Raw genomic sequence first — 19,439 nt, 5'->3', positions numbered from 1 at the left:
TGCACCTGAGCATCAATAAATCCATCAGATCTTTACCATAATATATCATGAGAAAATTTTAGTAAATTGGAATATATTATAACTAATGTTGAAAAATGAACAAAGAAAAAAGCCTGCTGATAAATTCAACAGGCTTTACATCCTATACTGTGTATTCATGCAAATTTCAGAAACAATTAGTTCAAGAAGCTGCTCAGTTGACTCTCAGCCTCTCCTTGCTTCAGTGCCTGAGGCTTGTCCGCCTCATTTAGTCCTAAACGATTGCCTAGTTGAGTATTGATTACTGTCATTTTAGACGTATAATCCTGGCAGCTCTCAATAATACGACGGTTGGACTGTTCTGAAGTGTCTAATGCGCTAAGCAAATCGCCGATCGCTTGATTCACAGCTTCCATAGACATAGAAGGCTTAGATAGCAACTCGGTTGTTTTCTCTGTAGTGGTACGCAGCAAACGTGCATTTTCTTTAAATTGATCTTCAATCGTTTTATTCGTCGCTTCTACAGCGTTGATAACATTCTCCTGATCCGCTAACGACATCGCAATCATTGCCGACACTGTGATTAGATTAGAGGTCTTATCAATGGCGTTATTCACGGAATCAATCAGCTTGTCATTATTGTCATTAATGATGTCTGTAGCAGCAATCGCTTGATTATACAGCAGAATCATTTCTGTCATCGACTGAATTCGAACCATCACTTTACGCAAACCGCGCTCCAGATAAGCTTTACGGTACTCATTCTCAGGCTTCGCGATCTCTACCTCGAACAACTCTTTCAACTTAGTGCCGAAAGCAATTTTGGTCTGTAGGTTATAGATCTCTTCCATAGAAGTACGTTTCAGCTGACGCATATTCACAATGCTCTCTTCGAGGGTATCTCTACCATCGCGAAGCCCTGTAACAATGGCATCAATGTTCGTGCGGACCGACTGATATTTGTACACATAGTTCTTCATCGGACTCTTGCGTAGCATCTTGCCAAAGAAGCTCACATTCTTACTTTGCTGCAGATTCTCACACTCATTCCGCAGCTTCATAATCATGTTAGGCACTTCAACGCGTTTACCAGACATCAGGTCATTCACCGGGCGATCCAGCAGCTTCAAGGTTTGTCCTGCTTTTTCCTGCGTCTTAACCCCAAGCTTACCGATATCATCCATCAAGGAATCCAGTGTAACAGTATCCGTTTGGGATACCTTCTCAATTAATTGTGCCGCTTCCTCGACTACCTTTTGTTCATCTTCTTTTTTTAATTGGATCAACTGCGTGGACATGGGATTCCCTCCTATAGTTCGGAACTGCTGTACCGCTGATGAATCAGTTCCGCCTTCGTCTGAAGTTCCATCAGGTCTTTATGTTCGATCGTGGACGCAATATCCGATATTTTGGAATCGACATCTCTTAGACCGTTCAGCAGCATTCTCCGATTCTTCGTCTTTGCTTCACCGCCTAGGCGTAAGAATGGGTTGATTACACCATTCAAATCCTTCAGAATCAATCTGCGGACCGTATGATTAATCTCGCCGTTATTCAGCTCCTGCAGCAGTGGAATTACACGTTGAAGTCTCGCGAAGAGCGCCAATGATTTCTCGACAATTTCATTGTCCAGCGTATCCTTCTGCCCTTCTGAGATAATCATATCTTCCAGAATGCTAAGATACTCCACAACCGGAGCGAACTCCGGTCCAATCTTCACCGCGCTCTCAGTTCTACCGTCATAGCTGTGATTACCTGATGTAGTATCATTTGTCGTGTTGCTTAATTGAGGAGCACTCGCAGCGGGTGCCTTAGCAATAGGTGTCGTCACTGGGCCTGCTGGCAACACCTCCGCTGGGAGATTGGTTTTTGGACTTCTCGTTACCAGAGCACCTATCCCCGCACCCGCTAAAGGCAACAGCAGAGAAATGAATTCGGGAAGAAAAGAACTCGTTAATACAGCAACAACGTAGCCGATACCGGCGTAAAGCAATACTTTCGATTTAAACTGAATTGTTCTCACCTCTTGTGAGCGACTTTATGAACGCTCAATTCACGGCATCCGGAATGACAGATTGGCCGTTTAATTTCATAATCATCGGTTGCTCCAGATGGCTAGCTAATACATCACCTTCAAAATTCATAGGCTGAACCTCGCCACCTAGTGCGCTTTTGACGGCTAAATAAGGAAAGTTAATCCCTGACAGACATGACATATGCAGTCCACCGGACATTCGTGGGTTAATTTCCAACAGCTTTGGAGTATCTCCATTGTATTTCATTTGAATATTGAAATTGAAGGGGATCTTGTAAACTTCTGCAACTCTAGCTGCAATCTCCTCCAGTTCAGGAATATGCTCCATCAATCGCAGACGACCGCCCACTTTTCGACGTGGCACAGCTACTAACAGCTTACCGTTCTCATCTGCCAGACAATCTATACTATACTCGTAACCCTCCAGTAATTCCATCACCATCAAATCAGGGAAGGTCTCTTTGCTTGCAAGAATACGATAGGCATCATCAAACGTAATCAATGGAGTTACATACCCAAAAAGCTCTTGAAGAGGATCGCGGGTATTGTCGATAATACGGAATCCTAACCCGCCTTCTGTTTCAGTAGGCTTAAAGCAAACACGATGTCCCTTGGCTACAAGGTCCTCGTAAGCCTCTTTAAACTGTTCCGCTGTACTAATCACATGATAATCTGGGATACTCATAATGCCTTGCTCACTAACATTCTCGTAAAATTTACCTTTGTCCATAATGGACTCCAGCAAATCAAGATCTCTACATACCAGAACCTTTGTACCAATCGCATCAAACATTGCCGCATGGAGAGCAATATCAAGCATATGCAACCGTGGAATAAAAACATCGATCTCATTACGCCGACAGAAATCAACGCAAAACTGAACATATTCTATTCCCTTCAGCGCCGGCTCGGTTTCAGCAAAGTCAGCACCTTGTAGCGACATATGGCGGATATCCGGGTGTGTCGCAAAGATTTGAACCGGTATACCATCCTCGTTATTGCGGAGGAGATTCATATAATGGTAAGCCACGGAAAACCAACGATTGAAATAAATATTTACCTTTTTCATAGTGGCCCCACTCCCAATGCAGTTAGATTATTATAGATCATATTTACATACTGCAAAATCTCATCTCCAGCAAATACACCTGATTCTTTCGTAAATGGATATCTTGATTTTACAAGACCACTCTGTTGCTCTGCAAATATTTCACCATGGCAAGGGGCAATAGCATAGTCTGCACTCTCAAGCAGACTCTTATCTAGCAGTGAGTCCCCGGAGGCCACCATTGGTTCAGAGCGAACGGTGCGCCGCAAATGGAGTATAGCATCGCTTTTGTTCACGGCAGCCGGCACAGCGTACAGCTTGCGGCCTTGTAAAGAAACTCTCCAGCCGAGATTATAGAGCCGATCTGATAAATTAGTGATTTCATCTAAAGGCAACTGATCCCGATAAACCATGAAGGAATAGAATAGATCATCACAATAATTCTCACTAATGATCCAATCCTCACGTACAACCGCTTTGATATATGATCTAACCTCTTCAGCCCCAGCAGAGTGACGAGCTACCAATCTACCGATTGATTCTCTCCATTCCTTATCGACAACTCCACCGATTAGGATATTTCCCCCATTGCTTGTAACCGCATAGTCAGGTATGACCGTTTCTTGAAACAGATTAATACGCTTATATTGTTGTATCGTACGCGTAGTAACCGGGATGAAAATAATCCGCGTGTTCAGATCCATCAGCTGATTTAATGCTTGCTGCGAAATGTAGGATCTCGTCTTTCCCTCTATAATTTCCGCCGGAATTAGACCCGGAGTATTCTCCGGCACACCTATTGCACCTAAAGAATAGATCAAAGTACGATCTAGATCACTAGCATATATCATTCTGTCTCCCCCTTCAGCGGTTTAATTATTCCGCAGCAGGAGTACGTCATCCCAGGAAAGATCTCAACAGGAACACCCCGGTCCTTCGCTAAGAGAAGAATATGCTTTAGATTCGGATTATCCATAGTATCGACAAGAATTTTCCAAGGTACTCTGCGCAGTAATACGCGGGTTGTTTCGCCGACTCCCGGCTTTATTAGATTAATGTTATCTATACCGAAAGTCTCCTGAATACTCTGAATATCACGAAGACCCTGCCAAGTGATTTCTGGCGGATGCTCCAGCATCTGTCCAGCAATATTCTTCGCTTCTGCTACTATGGAAGGAAAATACGGGCAAATCGTATCAATAAATACATTGGACTCGTCCGCATCCAGCCACTCCTTATAAAACTTTGAACCATGAAATTCCTCAGGACCAATGAGATCAGCGTGTAACACCGTTCGGCTCATCAGCCCTGAAACGGTGGAGTTTAAGCAGGCGCTAGGAATGAGATAGTCTTCTCTAGTCCCAAACATGCCTGCGCAGTTTCCCGGGTCAGCCAATACGGCAAGATCATCATTTAAGCGAATACCATACTTCTCATAGAGGGTGTTGCAAGAATCAATCAGCACCCCACGGATAGCCCCTTTTCCTGTCCACCCATCCACAAACTGCAAATCAGCATCAAGTCCATGCTTCTGCAGAATGTAGAGTATCGCATTCTCATCTATACCTTTTCCTCGAATAATAGAAATACTATAATGCGGCAAGTCTACCTTGTATCTCTCAGCTATATAACGCTTAATCAGTATACCAATGGGTGTTCCTGCTCTAGCTAAAGAGACAAGCACCGTACTTAGTCCTCTTCTTGAGACAATCATCTCAGAAACAATGGCAACAGCTAAAGCAACCTTCTTAGCTGATTGCTGCAGCGTCTCATGAAACAAGTCGATATACTGCTCGGTAGGCTGATATTCAACGGGCAACATCTCAGAATAATGGACACCCGATTGGATAGCTTCCTCCCTTTCCTCTGTCGCAAGCTCCAGCGAAACGTCACTAAGATCCTTGAGCAGAAACGTAACATCTGACGGTGGATAGCTACCTAGCGGAACAGGTTCTGCTATTTTTTTGTCCATGACTTTATGATTACTTGTTCCCTTCATACTGGAGGCCTCCACTTCTTCCTTCAGGAGTCAGTACAATAAGATGCACTTTATGGCGGGCCAGTGTCTTCAGTATATCAAGCATGGGTTTCATTCGTTCATGCGGTACATCACGCTCAATCAGCACGAATATATCATCATACTGATCAGAATCCACATTATAAATAAAGTTTGTAATTTCCGGATCGCTAGCTGAAGGATATGCGGCAGCACTATGCACTCCGTAATCTGGTCGACGTTCAGGGTGGATTGGACTGCGAGTAGAGGACTGATATGAAATGCCTTCCCCCATCTCAGCAGCTATCCGCATAGGAAGGTACATAAATTCCCCTACACCCATCACTAGAGTCTTAGAATCTCCCCCTCGCAGTTCTCTTAGCTGAGCGGCTATCCGGGTTACTCCTACATCAAGAGCATCATTATTCAGCGACTCCAGTCCGAAACGTCCGCTGTACTTCAAATAAGGAGACGAGTTGGTGTCACCATATGAATCTACGGATGTTGCCTGCAGACGTTCTAAACCGTCCACTACATAAGTGGTCACTACTTCGGATTCCACTGAAGACGATAACAAATATTTGTCATTCCTAGCATTTAGCAAAGGCGTGCCTTTTACTTCAATACTTCCTTGAAGCAAACATAAGGACTTAATCCGAATCCCCAGTTCCTGTTCTAATTCGCTATAGGTATGAAGATTATTACCGCTCCTCCAATCCAAAATAGAAACGACTACGTATTCCTCCCGAGGGAATTTGGACTGAATATCACGGATCGTATTAATCGCTGTATTCCCAGTTGTAATCTCATCATCCACCAAAATAATCGGCTCAGTCCCTGATAATAGCTTAGTATTCAAGGCGTAACATAGATGGTCAACCGCATGTGAATGCTCTTCTTCAAAGCTAACAATGGACTCCAAATCGATGATATGTTCACGGGTAGTATGAATATATGATGCTGCATCGGCAAACATGTTGTACACACTGTGACCCAGCGCAGTTGCAGTCTCAGCAAAACCAATAAAGACAACAGGCCTAGGAAGAACTAATTTTGCCGCTAATAAATGCTCATAGGCTTCCTTGGCAGACTCAGGGTGCATCAGTCCGTGTACAGCTTTATCTAATAAATCTTCCATCCTATCATTATCCGCAGAATTACCGTTCATCTCCTGATATAACAGCAGCGCTAATGCAGCACCACTTAGCAGAGAGGTGTACGGATTAACAGGGATATGTTTACCAAGTACCTTGCTGACGAACAAAAAGGAGCGTTTCTTATTAATCCGGGCTGCCATGGAGAATAAAGTATCCACAGGCAAATGAAAGGGATTAGATGTTTCGGTAACCGTAACCTGCAGGTTCTCGACTATGTTATACGTGTGTAAATTCGTTTTCGGGTAATAATCCGACAAAATGCTGTTGTTCATGTAACACCCCGTATATTTGTGATCGTAGTAAAATCCGTTTTGCCCAGTTCAAATGCGGCTTAATCTCGTTCATCTTATTAGAATATTGACTCTTGAAGACTCCTAGGCTGCCATCGTTACTCTCTACGATACTGCAGGCGTCAACATATTCCTCGTGCATTACCGTGTACATGGCCTGAACAGGTCTGAGGTGTGAGGGATGTATAATCGTCTTGCCCAAGATTCCATTTTCTTTATCTAAAATCACTTCACGAATAAGCCCATCCATGCTGCTAGAAATGTAACTATTTCGCATGTCGCGGCCGTTTTTACCATAGGTGTCCTCAAACGGAGTCTGCCGTAGCTGTGGTCTGAGCACCCGATGCCCTTTATTCGCAAAATATTCCCAGACTGGTCCGGAAATTACATACCCTTCTTCCACTCTGCCAAAAATATTAATAATATCCGATATGCAGTCTCGAATAGGGGTAAGATCATAAATACTAATATCAGGACTACGGCGCAGTCCGAATAAACTTGAGAAGTCTGTTGCTCCAATTCTAACGTTCAACACATATTCGCGGTAGTTGCCTAGCAAATTACGAATAGATAAAAGACTATCTACCCGGCTCTCCCGGTAAATAATAGGCGCACTTTCCAGGATTGGCATGCCATAAAGCACTGGGTCTGAGTAACTGCGCGTTCTATTGTAATCGGCTATCGCCTCGAAATATTGGATTCCGTTGTCGACCGAAAACTTAGGGAAAACAAACCCTGTTAACATCGTAACCAAAGATCCTAACCGAAAAATCAGCTGCTGTAGCTGCTCCGGGTTACGAACTCGGATGAAGAGAAGCGGAAGACTATCACTCCCGCTTGGCTCGTTCTCCTCATATGCGGCGAGAAAAATAAGATGCTGAATGAGAGACTCCTCTGCATGGTCAACCTCGTTATCTCCGATCGCATCCTCCAGATCAATAATAACGGTTACAAGTCCTGCACTTTTAAGCTTCAAAATGTCTTCGGGAACACTAGCACGAGTTGCTGGCATATAAAGGGCAGCTCCAACAGCATGAGCCAGCAAATCTTTACTCGTAGTATTATGGTTAAATGAAATCGGCGGATTATAAAATAAGGCTATTTCTTGTTCTTTCGTCAGGTAATCGAAGTATCTCAAGATGGTTCCCCCTTATAGTTTTGCGAAGCCAAGCAAAACAAGCGCAGGCCTCTCCTATAGAGAGTGGCAGAACCAGCTATACCCTATCCGGTTCTCTCATATATAAGTGAAGGCCTACGCTATAAACATATACGATTACCTGAAAGCAGCAGTGTTCAACTAGCTTTGAAATCAAGCATTTCTATGGGCTTCTTTTTTCTTACGCAGTACGCTGTAAAGGATCGTACCACCGAATACAAGAATAATGATTGAAAAGAATAATACATGTGGCATTTCGTAACCAAAAGCGCCCGCGAGCATTTTACCAGCAATAATGGCAATAAGCGCAAAAGCGGCACGCTCGAGTTCCGGAATTTTATCAATAAGCTTTAAGAATAATTGCGCTACTCCCCGCATCATCAGAACGCCTATGATTCCGCCCATAAAGAGCACCCAAACCTGGTTACTAACACCAAATGCAGCAATAACACTATCAATACTAAAAGCAATATCCATTAATTCAACAAGGAGAACCGTCTTCCAAAAAGAGAACCCCTTATTCTCGATCTTCTCATCGCCACCGCCCTTAAATAACCCGCCATAAGCGATATAAAAGAGATAGGCTGCACCAAGAACCTTAACCAACATGAATTTAATAAGAAATGTCCCTAGACCGATAGCCAAAAACCTGAATACATAAGCTCCTATAATACCGTAAAAGAGCGCCTTCTTCTGTTGTTCTTTAGGTAAATGCTTAACCATGACGGCGAGAACAAGCGCATTATCTGCAGAGAGCAGTCCCTCTAGCAGAACTAAGCTACCAATAATGCCCCAGCTAACCGGGTCTGAGAGCGTACCTACCACATCGCTCCATGAGAAAAAATGACCGTAGTTCTCACTAATATTCCTAAAAAAATCAGCGAACCAATCCATTACACTTGCGCCTCCGAAAAAATCGTCTATTTACTGCCAGCAACCCAGCGCAGTCCCCAACCATATGCCTCATCAATCTCCCGATGACCACTGTAATATTGGACCAGCCGTTCAACACTGAATGTCTCGTTATTCACATTCCGAAATAACGCGATGGCACACATGCCTTTGCGGTTGTTATGCTCGTCCAAATTGACAATAATATCGGGGCCATCACTCTGGGTAATCGTGACAACACCGTCAGCTTCTGACCAATTGGTAACACCCTTATAAATAAAAGAAAAAATTAGAATCCGTTCAATATCAGCAATTTCGCTGCCATTAATCCGCAGATTCTCACCGGTTGTTACAGAGCCTGTCCGGTCATCTCCATCAAGCATGACATAAGGAGGTTGGTTCAATGAGCCAAAAGCATTGCCCAGCGCCTGAACTACTCCCTTACTGCCATTCTTCAACTCATATAGACAAGCAAGATCTAAATCCACACCATTTTTACGATTAAATAGCCCTCCACCCTGCTTCTGATTCCAGTTAAGGTTAATTAGCAATTCGCCCAAACCACCAGCTGATTTCTTCAGGTTGATCGAATCGCCTTTTTTCTTCAGTTCGATCTTCTTCAGGTTGAGATTGACCGGAGGGGGTGTTACAGGTGAAGGCGCAGCTGCAGGAGGAGGTGGAAACTGAATCTTAGGCTCCGCTACCGGCGCTGATTGACGTTTAAGCTCTGGCTGCGGCGGAGCAGCAGGCTTAGGCACTGGTATTGGTGTCGGTGCCGGTTCATCGTTCGCTTCTATCCCAAAGTTCCTACACAGTTCCTGTAGACCACCAGCAAAACCCGCGGCAATGGCGCTGAATTTCCATTCACCGTTATATCTATATAATTCTCCTACCACAACAGCCGTTTCCACGGAGAAATGATTTTCAAGATCACATCGGAGAAGCTCCGCACCTGTTACTTGATTCAGAATCCGAAAATAGGCCTGATTTACCTGCCTAAAGCTTTGACCTCGCTTCTCGCCATCATAAATGGTAAGTGTAAACGCGAGTTTCATCACATCAGAAGGAACTTTGTTTAGTTCCACGTCAAATTGCTTGAGGCTGTTTGATGTAGGCATTTCCTTATATCTGATATAAGGTGTAGACGGATTATTATAAAATATCAAATCCTCATCTTTGCTTACTTTACCTTGCGCTCCAAGCAAAAAAGCAGAAGTATCAATCTCAAGTGAAGATGGCGATTGCCAGCCAATCTCTACGATAAGAGAATCAAGTCCAGGATTGCCTTTAGTTAAATCAACCTTTTGTCCTTTGACAACTGTAATACCCATTCTTACACCACCTTTATAAATGGAGCAAGCATAAACGCCTTCGGCATCCTTATAAGGACGGCAAGCGTTTAAGCGAGAAATATAAGACATAATGTATCGTGTGAAACTTATACTTTCTTATATTTTTAAATAACCCCACAAAGTGGAGTTTATACTTCGAGACCCATTCCATTTCCTTTGTGAGGCAATCCATAAAGAATTAAAAAAAGGGCAGGATCGGTGATGACCCCGCCCGGAAGATGCTATTGCGCGTCCAGCCCATAATTTTTACACAATGCGCTAAGGCCGCCGCCAAAACCACTACCTACTGCCTGGAATTTCCAATCCGCACCATTGCGGTAGAATTCGCAGAATACAACTGCCGTCTCTGTTGAGAAATCTTCACCCAGGTCGAAACGGAGTACTTCACGATCTGTGGAAGCATCCACAACACGTACGAAAGCATTGGAGACTTGTCCAAAGTTCTGTGCACGAGTTTCGTAATCATAAATCGTTACGGTAATACCAATACGCTGAATATGGGCAGGGACTTTGCTAAAATCAACGATAATTTGCTCGTCATCTCCGTCGCCTTCTCCTGTACGGTTATCTCCCGTGTAGACTACAGAGCCTGCGCCACCATTTGGGTTGTTATAGAATACAAAATCATCTGTACCTTTAGCTTTGCCGTCTTCATGAAGCAGAAACGCTGAAGCATCGAGGTCAAAATCTTGACCTCCACTATACTTATTAGTGTCCCAGCCCAATCCAACTACTACCTTTGTCAGACCTGGATTAGTCTTGGTAAGATCAATCCGCTGTCCTTTGGAAAGACTGATCGTCACTGACATAACCTTCTTTCATGAGTGGATTCAGTTCACTGTGTATTACAAGATTTATTGCAAGCCGTAATCGCGAGTCAAACCGCTCAAGCCGTCTTTGTAGCCGCTACCGATTGCATTGAACTTCCACTCTGCACCATGACGGTACAATTCACCGACAACAACGCCAGTTTCAATAGAGAAGTCTTCACCCAAATCGAAACGGATTAGTTCTTCATTGTTCAAATCATTTACGATACGCACATAAGAACGAGAAACTTGACCAAAGTTTTGGCTTCTTGTTTCAGCTTCATAAATTGTAATAGTAAAAGCTACCTTTTCTACATCCGCTGGGATACTCAAAAGATCCACTTGAATCTGCTCATCATCACCATCGCCGTCACCTGTACGGTTATCACCTGTATGAACAACAGAAGCGTTCTCGTTCTGTTTATTATTGAAGTAAATGAAGTTGGTTTCTTTTTCAACTTTGCTGTTCGCATTAGTCAAGAATACGGAAACGTCCAAGTCGAAATCTTTACCGCCGTCATATTTATTAGTGTCCCAACCAAGACCTACTGTGATTTTGGATAGACCTGGATTTGTTTTTGTTAAATCGATCTTTTGACCTTTGGATAGATTAATTGCCATGATAACATTCCTCTTTTCTTTTATTTGGATTATACGTAGCGTTCTGCCAGTTGATTGATATGTGCCGCGTGACTACCCTCACCAATTGCGGCGAACTTCCACTCTCCACCTTGACGGTAAAGTTCCCCACAAATAAGCGCCGTATAGCCATTGTAATTATCAGATAGGTTGAAACGGATTAGCTCATTGTTGCCTACAGCGTTCATCACACGGATATAAGCTGATTTAATCAATCCGAAATCCTGTTTACGGTTCGTGGCATCATAAATATTCACAACTACCAGAACCTTGTGTACATCGGAAGGAATGGCATTCAGGTTAACCATGATTTGCTCATCGTCTCCGTCACCATCACCCGTGAGATTGTCTCCGGAGTGAATGACAGAGTTACAAGGACTTTGCTTGTTATGGAAGCACACCAGGTTACCCTTCTTAACTAGCTTACCATTCTCGTTCAGCATCAGTGCTGAAGCGTCACAGTCCACGTTGGCCTGTTTCTTCACACCGAAGAATCCTCGAGCTGGCTCAGCCGGATCCCAACCTAAACCTACAATTACGTTAGATAAGCCTGCATTACCTTTTGTGAGATCAATCTTCTGACCTTTTACCAGATTAATTCCAGCCAACTTTACGTACCTCCATTCCCTAAAAAGAATCACCATCTATTAGTCTAGCTTTTGGATGTTATATGAGTGATACGCTAAAGAACTAAATACGTTTCATCCGAACTCATGTATATGGTATTACATCATTTATAAACTGAATTCACCAGGGTTTAATCCCAAGACACCGCAAATATGCCGCACAACTGCTTTTTCATTGTCATCAAAATCACCATCAGCTGATCCAATAGCTGAGCACACACCCACAATTACACGTCCCACATCTGGTTTACCGGTAAACTTACCGATTGCTTTCAGTGCTTCCTGCTTACCGATTTCTGGTGAGAACTCAAAGTTACTTACATAAAAGTTGAACTGGGTAATGACATCTCTCATGTCAAACACCTTAAGCTCATTACTCATATTCATGTAACCAGCCATTTTATTCTTTTCAGCTTCTTCTATTTTACCGTCGGCAGCAGCAACCAAGGCGCAGCCCGCAACTACCGCATTCATGAAATCTTTATTTTTGAATTTCTTTACTTGTTCTGTTAGTCCGTTTTTGGTTGTATTCAACCAGTTTTTAAATGTGCTCATCGTTTTCTCCTTCTATCACTGCAAGATTATGATAACAAAAGATATCCCAGAGCCTCCTCTCCACGTATCCGACAGAATTTTCATAGTAGATCCCTGAATCACGGTTTACTCTTCTAATATACCTGATAAAATAGCAATATTCTACTTTTCCAGACTTTTACAGTACTTTTGATAGAAAAGATTGTGTCCGATCTTGCACAGGAATTCCGAACAATTGCTCCTCTGTTCAAAGAACCCCCGTATTTCTCGTTGAAACACCAAAAAAGGCACTGCCAGAGATTCTATCCTCTCTAGCAATGCCTTTAGCATATTTAACTGTGAAGTCTTTTAAAGAATGATGTCCCCATCATAAGAACCAATCATTTTGTACAGATCCGGTCGGCGATCACGGAAGACGCCCCACTCGATCCGTCCGACTTCCAAAGCATCCAGATCAAATTCGCTCACTATTACAGCTTGCTCGTCCCGGCCTGCTTCAACAATTTTATTGCCTTGCGGTCCCGCAATGAACGAAGAGCCGTAGAAATTAATGCTAGAATCTTCATCAATTTCTTCACCGATACGGTTGGAGGCAACGACTGGAATAAGGTTAGCCGCTGCATGCCCAAGCATACAAGTCTGCCAATGATCTTTAGAGTCGATCGATCCATCCTGCGGTTCTGATCCGATAGCGGTTGGATAGAACAGAATTTCTGCTCCCATCAGGCTCATCACTCTAGCCGCTTCCGGGTACCACTGATCCCAGCAAATCCCTACACCAATCTTGGCATAGCGAGTGTTCCATACTTTAAAGCCAGTATCTCCCGGATTGAAGTAGAATTTCTCTTCATACCCTGGGCCATCTGGAATATGGCTCTTGCGGTATTTGCCCAGTATCGTTCCATCGGCATCGATTACAGCTAGTGAATTGTAACGTGCGTAGTTCTTTTTCTCATAAAAACTGATTGGCAGCACCACTTGCAGTTCCTTGGCTATTGCTGTGAAATGATTAATCGCTTTGTTATGCTCAAGCTCTGTTGCATATGCGTAATAATCAGCCTTCTCTTTCTGACAGAAATACGGAGTCTCGAACAGCTCCTGCAGCAAAATAATTTGTGCTCCCTGTGCCGCCGCTTCTCTGACCAATGTTTCAGCTTTGCTGATATTCTCATCAATATTGCTGGAACAGCTCATTTGCGTCGCAGCTACTTTTACATTTCTCAAGAATCTGTCCTCCTTATATATAAATGTCCCTTTGGACGTTTAGTTTCCTTCAATTATTGCTGAGCAGGCATTTGTTGCGTAGTGCAGTGAACGTTCCCGCCCTCGGTGATGACCGCCATACCGTTAACTGTACGAATCTTACGTTCCGGGAACAAACCAGCCAGTACTTCCTCGGCAAGTTTATCTGTTTCCACCGCTGTACCGCCAAACACAGGTAAAATAATTCCACCATTTACGAAATAGAAGTTCAAATAACTGAGCGTCAGACGGCTGCCGTCATGATCCACCCGTGGTGGTTGCTGAATCTTGATGATCTCCAGCTTACGCCCTTTGGCATCTTTGGCATTCTCCAAAATACGAAGATTCTCCTGTGTAATCTCAAAATTCTCGTCCTGCGGATCCTCACAGACCTGAATAATGACTTTACCTGGAGCAGCGAAGCAAGCGATATTATCCACATGACCATCGGTTTCATCACCACTTAGACCACGCTTAAGCCAGATAATAGTTTCTGTACCTGTATAATTGCGCACGTACTCTTCAATATTCTCGCGCTTCAAATCCGGGTTGCGGTTCGTATTGAGCAGACATTCTTCTGTAGTAATCAAGGTGCCTTCTCCATCCGTATGGATCGAGCCGCCTTCCATCACAAGCGGCGCATCAAAGCGTGTCACTTGTGTGTGTTCGAGAATCTGTGGAGCTACCTCATCATCCAGATCCCAAGGTGAATATTTACCGCCCCAGGCATTAAACTTCCAGTTCACGCCTGCTAGAACGCCGTCTTTATTAACAACAAAGGTAGGCCCGTTATCACGCAACCAAGCATCGCTATGCTTTATAGGTAGTAGCGTTACATTCGGTCCGCTGACCAGACGTTCTACCTTTTCCACGTCCTCCGGGTTAACGATAACCGTAATCGGTTCAAACTCGGCAATAGCTGTAATAATGTCAGCATAACCTTGGCATACCGACTCGTGGTTGTCCGGGAAACACATAGATTCCTGCACCGGCCAGGAGATAAAAGTACGTTCATGCTTGCCCCATTCCGGTGGCATTGTATAGTTCAAATCTTTAGGATTCATGTGTTAACTACCTTTACTATTATATTTGGAGCCAGCCCTGCCCTAAAACTCCTACCTCATCATACAATAATATGTTCTAGTGCTCAATTCCCTAGAACACTAATAATGTTGGAAGGAATTCGGGTCACAAGAGATCTGACTGAGCTTATAGTGTAATCCTTTTTACCACATCGCCCTCAAAATCCTTAACGATGAATTCTCCACCCTCAAGGATACCATAGGAATTCGGATTATTCTCTTTAGGCAGCGATATCGAACCGGGATTCAGCACGTATACGCCCTCTTTTACATCCGCAACCGGAAGATGGGTATGCCCCTGAATAAAGATATCCTTCTCAGATAGTGCCGGTAAATTCTCAATACTAAAGCCATGACCGTGTGTAACATAGATTCGTCTGCCTTCATGCAGGAGCATCACATAATCGCCCATCATCGGAAACTGCAGCAGCATCTGGTCTACCTCAGCATCGCAGTTACCACGTACTGCCGTTATAGGCTTCTTTTTGTTATATTCATTCAGTTTATTAGCAACTCCCTGCGGGTCATAACCCTTCGGCAGTGGATTTCTGGGACCGTGATATAAAAAGTCTCCTACGATTACAAGACTGTCTGGCTGTTCTTCCTCTACCTTTTCCAAAGCCCGTTCTAACCAGAATAAAGAACCGTGAATATCGGAAATAAACATTAGCTTCATCATGTATTCTCCTTTTCGACTTAAATAGATCTTGTGCTTAGGTTTCAATTTTAACCTTGAATAGGCAAACAACGCAAAAGCGGACGTTCCTCCAAAAGGAACGCCCTGCCCTATATGCCTCTATTCTTACGGCAAATTCGATGATCCCATCAAGAATCGGTCCACTTCGCGGGCTGTCTGACGCCCCTCATCAATGGCCCAAACGACAAGGCTTTGGCCGCGGCGCATATCACCTGCTGTGAATACCGCCTCTACATTGGTCGCTTGTGCTCCGAACTCCGCCTTGGCATTTCCGCGCTCATCACGTGCCACCCCAAGCTCACCTAGCACAATCTCTTCGGGCCCTGTGAATCCTAATGCGAGTAGTACCAGCTGTGCCTTTAGAACTTCTTCACTGCCTGGTACTTCAACCGGAACTATCCGTCCCTGTTCATTGCGAGTCCACTCAATGCGCACGGTATGCAGCTCCTGCACATGTCCACCATCGTCACCAACAAAACGTTTCGTCGAAACGAGATAACGACGTGGATCTTCCTTATACAGTGAAGCCGCTTCTTTTTGGCCATAGTCCACCTTAAGAACCTTTGGCCATTCTGGCCACGGATTGCTAGGCTGACGGGTCAGTGGAGCTTGTGGCATAATCTCAAGCTGGATCACACTACGACAGCCGTGGCGGATCGACGTAGCTACACAGTCTGTGCCAGTATCCCCGCCACCGATTACAACTACATCCTTATCTGCCGCAGACAAGTATTCACCATCAGCAAGCTCTGAATCCAGTAAGCTCTTAGTATTCAGTGTCAGGAACTCCATCGCCTGATGAATGCCCCGCAGCTCACGACCCTCTATAGGAAGCTCTCGTGCCTGCATAGACCCGCCACACAAGATAACAGCATCGTGCTCCGCCTTGAGTTGTGACGCCGAGATATCTCTCCCAATCTCTGTACGAGTTACGAATGTAATGCCTTCAGCCGCTAGCAGGTCTACTCGGCGCTGAACCGTCTTCTTATCCAGCTTCATGTTCGGAATACCATACATCAACAAACCACCAATCCGATCTGCCCGTTCATACACGGTCACCGTATGCCCCGCCTTGTTAAGCTGAGCTGCACAGGCAAGACCTGCTGGACCCGAGCCCACTACAGCTACCTTTTTACCTGTGCGAGTAAGCGGTGGCTCAGGAACAATCCAACCTTCTTCAAAACCTCTATCTACAATCGACTTTTCAATCGACTTTATCGTTACGGGCTTGCCGTTCATCCCTACTGTACAAGAACCTTCACAAGGTGCCGGACACACACGTCCAGTAAATTCAGGGAAGTTATTGGTCTTATGCAGACGTTTCAGTGCAACCTCCCAGTTCCCACGATAAACCATATCATTCCATTCAGGAATCAAGTTGTGTAGAGGGCAGCCGGAAGCCATACCAGACAACAGACGTCCTACATGACAAAATGGCGTACCACAGTCCATACAACGCGCGCCTTGCTCGCGCAGATTCTCTTCATCCATAGGAATCGAGAATTCATCCCAATTCTTAATCCGCTCAAGCGCCTCACACTCCGAAGGCGTCTGCCGTTCAAATTCCAAAAATCCGGTTGCTTTCCCCATCTCTCTCATCCTCTCTAAATATCCCCACAGATATATACTTCCTAAACCGTTAAAAAAGAAAAGTACGCGCTATGTTTGTCTGCTGCCAAGCCTATGCCACTCTAAAGCGACAAAGTAAATGCTTTCATATTAACATCCAATATCATCATCGAAAATGAGTAATGTCACCTTTTTATGTAAAATGAAACAATCAAATTAAGAAAATGGAAAAACAAAAAAAAAAGCACACAGTGTACTGTACCTGATTAAAGTACGTTACTCCGCATGCTTTTCAATAATGATCTTGTAAAAGACTAATTATTTCGCCGTCAGGACTACTGTCCCAATCCCATTTACAGTTAGCTTATTTCCAGTCAGCTCCTGCGTAAGATCAGCCCCGAAGATGGTCTTCCATGCTCCAAGCTGCGGCAGAACCACAGTGGTCTGTTCAGCATTCGCATTAAAAAGAACATAAATATGCTTCGCTGCATCTCCTCCAGCATGGCCACGTAGCGTGTAAGCTACTGCACTTGCCGGTGCTTTTTCAAAAACCAAATGGTTCCGAATGTCCGCTGCTGTTCGCATACGGAAGGCCGGGTGAGCTTTACGCAGTTCGATTAACTGTTTCATATACGCCACATCTTCCTGATGCGCGGCGCACAATTCCCAGTCCATACGATTGATATCGACCGAAGATTTATAGCTATTCTCCACCCCGTCCTTCGTACGCATAAACTCCTGTCCTGCATGGATAAAAGGAATCCCCTGACTCATGAACACTATCGCAGAAGCTAGTCTGTGCATGGAACGGCGCTGAGTAATCGTCTCACCCTCGGTGGACAATACGATTTTATCCCATAAGGTATGATTATCATGACACTCCACATAATTAACGTTTTGCTGAGGCTCCTCGGCAAATTGCTTAATTCCTGGGCTGAAGTCAATTCCTCCCGCAATCCCCGCCTTGATCGCAGGCTCCAGACCCATCATTCCACTGATGAAGCCCGGCTGATCGTACAAAAAGATATTTCCTTTAATAGCATCCCTGAAATCATCATTAAAATGTCCGATTCCCGGCATAAGGGAGGCATTCTTCTGATGAGCGAGCCGTTCCATCGGTAGCTCAGTCCCCATCATCCAGCCTTCACCGATCGTCATGATAGACGGATCTATCCCATCCAGACGCCGCCGAGTTTCCCGCATCGTATCGACATCCATCAAGCCCATCAAATCAAAGCGGAAGCCGTCGATATGGTATTCTTTAGCCCAATAGACCACGGACTCCACAATGAAGCGGGACATCATCAAGCGTTCTGTAGCCACGTCATTGCCACAGCCTGAGCCATTCGACAGGCTTCCGTCTTGTTTATAACGCAAATAATAGCCAGGAACCAGTTTAGTGAAATTCACGCGATATCCGTCGTACACATGGTTGTAAACAACATCCATAATGACGCGGAGTCCACGATCATGAAGCGCTTGAATCATTGTTTTTAGTTCTTGAATGCGTAGTCCGGGCACATAAGGATCCGTAGCATAGGAGCCTTCAGGAGCATTGTAGTTCTTCGGATCATAACCCCAGTTAAAATGAGGCTCATCCAGCTTCGTCTCATCTACACTCTCTGTAGAATAATCATAAATAGGCAATAGCTGCACGTGGGTTACACCGAGATCTGCGATATGATCGAGTCCGGTGAGAATGCCCTCTGGTCCGCGGGTTCCTTCTTCCGCCAAAGCGAGATATTGACCCTTATGAGCCATACCGCTTGCTGGATGAATGGATAAGTCACGCAAATGAAGCTCATAAATAATAGCGTCTACAGGATCCACAAACGACGGCTTATCTTCCGTCCACCGCTCAGGGTCCGTCTTGCGCAAATCTAGAATAGCACCTCTGTCCCCATTCACGCCGACAGCACGCGCGTAAGGATCAGCTGCTTCATTCCACTGTTCACCTAGACGCACTCGGTAGGTATAGAACTTGCCATCTAAATCACCGTCAACCGTAGCTCTCCACGTTCCCCGAATATCGCGAATCATAGCATATTTGGACCCCGCAGCTCCCTGCCATGAATCATAAATTACTAGCTCTGCCTCCTGAGCCGTAGGGGCCCAAAAGCAAAATGATGAACAGGCCGATGAATATGTAAGTCCGAGATCATCCCCGTCATAACTAAACAACTGATCAAACTCCTGAGCGAATACGGAAATCCCTCTAGTAGTCGCAGGATCACCATAATAAATCGGTTCCTTCATTTCCTTTTGTACGGACAAAGCACCTATCCCCTTTTCCAGTTATTAACTGGATTATAGTATGATCCTCGAATTTGTGCAAAC

General features: G+C 44.5%; 18 protein-coding genes. All 18 read right to left on the bottom strand.

Annotation, left to right across the window (positions count from 1 at the left end; all coding sequences use genetic code 11):
• Positions 1–176 precede the first annotated feature (176 nt).
• Positions 177–1,277, bottom strand: coding sequence for a toxic anion resistance protein (locus tag MHI27_RS01790; protein WP_341058992.1), 1,101 nt, complete (start codon positions 1,275–1,277; stop codon positions 177–179).
• Positions 1,278–1,288: 11 nt separating this feature from the next.
• A complete protein-coding gene (locus MHI27_RS01785; protein WP_405176684.1) occupies positions 1,289–1,909 on the bottom strand; it encodes a hypothetical protein in 621 nt (206 codons plus the stop codon).
• Positions 1,910–2,027: 118 nt separating this feature from the next.
• Positions 2,028–3,083: an ATP-grasp domain-containing protein gene (locus MHI27_RS01780; protein WP_405175449.1), complete on the bottom strand. Its 1,056-nt coding sequence runs from the start codon at positions 3,081–3,083 to the stop codon at positions 2,028–2,030.
• Positions 3,080–3,913: an HAD family hydrolase gene (locus tag MHI27_RS01775; RefSeq protein ID WP_042184268.1), complete on the bottom strand. Its 834-nt coding sequence runs from the start codon at positions 3,911–3,913 to the stop codon at positions 3,080–3,082. The genes MHI27_RS01780 and MHI27_RS01775 overlap by 4 nt, the downstream gene beginning before the upstream one ends.
• The gene (locus MHI27_RS01770; RefSeq protein ID WP_339244422.1) at positions 3,910–5,061 is read right to left on the bottom strand and encodes a cysteine protease StiP family protein; all 1,152 of its coding nucleotides are present in this window, start codon (positions 5,059–5,061) and stop codon (positions 3,910–3,912) included. The genes MHI27_RS01775 and MHI27_RS01770 overlap by 4 nt, the downstream gene beginning before the upstream one ends.
• Positions 5,045–6,487, bottom strand: coding sequence for a phosphoribosyltransferase family protein (locus MHI27_RS01765; RefSeq protein WP_405175448.1), 1,443 nt, complete (start codon positions 6,485–6,487; stop codon positions 5,045–5,047). The genes MHI27_RS01770 and MHI27_RS01765 overlap by 17 nt, the downstream gene beginning before the upstream one ends.
• Positions 6,432–7,643, bottom strand: a complete 1,212-nt coding sequence (locus tag MHI27_RS01760) for an HpcH/HpaI aldolase/citrate lyase family protein (protein WP_256716336.1) — start codon at positions 7,641–7,643, stop codon at positions 6,432–6,434. Before MHI27_RS01760 ends, MHI27_RS01765 begins: the two co-directional genes overlap by 56 nt.
• 171 nt (positions 7,644–7,814) lie before the next feature.
• Positions 7,815–8,555 (bottom strand): TerC family protein, encoded by a 741-nt coding sequence (locus MHI27_RS01755; RefSeq protein WP_042123539.1) that lies wholly within the window; start codon positions 8,553–8,555, stop codon positions 7,815–7,817.
• A gap of 26 nt (positions 8,556–8,581) precedes the next feature.
• The gene (locus tag MHI27_RS01750; protein ID WP_405175447.1) at positions 8,582–9,883 is read right to left on the bottom strand and encodes a TerD family protein; all 1,302 of its coding nucleotides are present in this window, start codon (positions 9,881–9,883) and stop codon (positions 8,582–8,584) included.
• 242 nt (positions 9,884–10,125) lie between these two features.
• Positions 10,126–10,707, bottom strand: a complete 582-nt coding sequence (locus MHI27_RS01745) for a TerD family protein (RefSeq protein WP_076299900.1) — start codon at positions 10,705–10,707, stop codon at positions 10,126–10,128.
• 51 nt (positions 10,708–10,758) lie between these two features.
• A complete protein-coding gene (locus tag MHI27_RS01740; RefSeq protein WP_042184261.1) occupies positions 10,759–11,334 on the bottom strand; it encodes a TerD family protein in 576 nt (191 codons plus the stop codon).
• A gap of 29 nt (positions 11,335–11,363) precedes the next feature.
• Positions 11,364–11,960, bottom strand: coding sequence for a TerD family protein (locus tag MHI27_RS01735; protein ID WP_076285126.1), 597 nt, complete (start codon positions 11,958–11,960; stop codon positions 11,364–11,366).
• A 126-nt stretch (positions 11,961–12,086) separates the two neighbouring features.
• Positions 12,087–12,533 (bottom strand): tellurite resistance TerB family protein, encoded by a 447-nt coding sequence (locus MHI27_RS01730; RefSeq protein ID WP_042184258.1) that lies wholly within the window; start codon positions 12,531–12,533, stop codon positions 12,087–12,089.
• A gap of 327 nt (positions 12,534–12,860) precedes the next feature.
• Positions 12,861–13,736, bottom strand: a complete 876-nt coding sequence (aguB, locus tag MHI27_RS01725; RefSeq protein WP_076285125.1) for an N-carbamoylputrescine amidase — start codon at positions 13,734–13,736, stop codon at positions 12,861–12,863.
• 53 nt (positions 13,737–13,789) lie between these two features.
• The gene (locus MHI27_RS01720; RefSeq protein WP_341126412.1) at positions 13,790–14,818 is read right to left on the bottom strand and encodes an agmatine deiminase family protein; all 1,029 of its coding nucleotides are present in this window, start codon (positions 14,816–14,818) and stop codon (positions 13,790–13,792) included.
• Positions 14,819–14,963: 145 nt separating this feature from the next.
• Complete coding sequence (gene yfcE / locus MHI27_RS01715) at positions 14,964–15,512, bottom strand: phosphodiesterase (protein ID WP_042184252.1); 549 nt, start codon at positions 15,510–15,512, stop codon at positions 14,964–14,966.
• Between the two features lie 126 nt (positions 15,513–15,638).
• The gene (locus MHI27_RS01710) at positions 15,639–17,123 is read right to left on the bottom strand and encodes a glutamate synthase subunit beta (protein WP_405175446.1); all 1,485 of its coding nucleotides are present in this window, start codon (positions 17,121–17,123) and stop codon (positions 15,639–15,641) included.
• Between the two features lie 297 nt (positions 17,124–17,420).
• Positions 17,421–19,376, bottom strand: a complete 1,956-nt coding sequence (gene pulA / locus MHI27_RS01705; RefSeq protein ID WP_405175445.1) for a type I pullulanase — start codon at positions 19,374–19,376, stop codon at positions 17,421–17,423.
• Positions 19,377–19,439: the final 63 nt, after the last annotated feature.

It is taken from the genome of Paenibacillus sp. FSL H8-0261, from assembly GCF_045040645.1.
Taxonomy (GTDB): Bacteria; Bacillota; Bacilli; order Paenibacillales; family Paenibacillaceae; genus Paenibacillus_AQ.
Note: the sequence above shows the minus strand (reverse complement) of the source record. Positions and strands in the feature narration are given on the sequence as shown.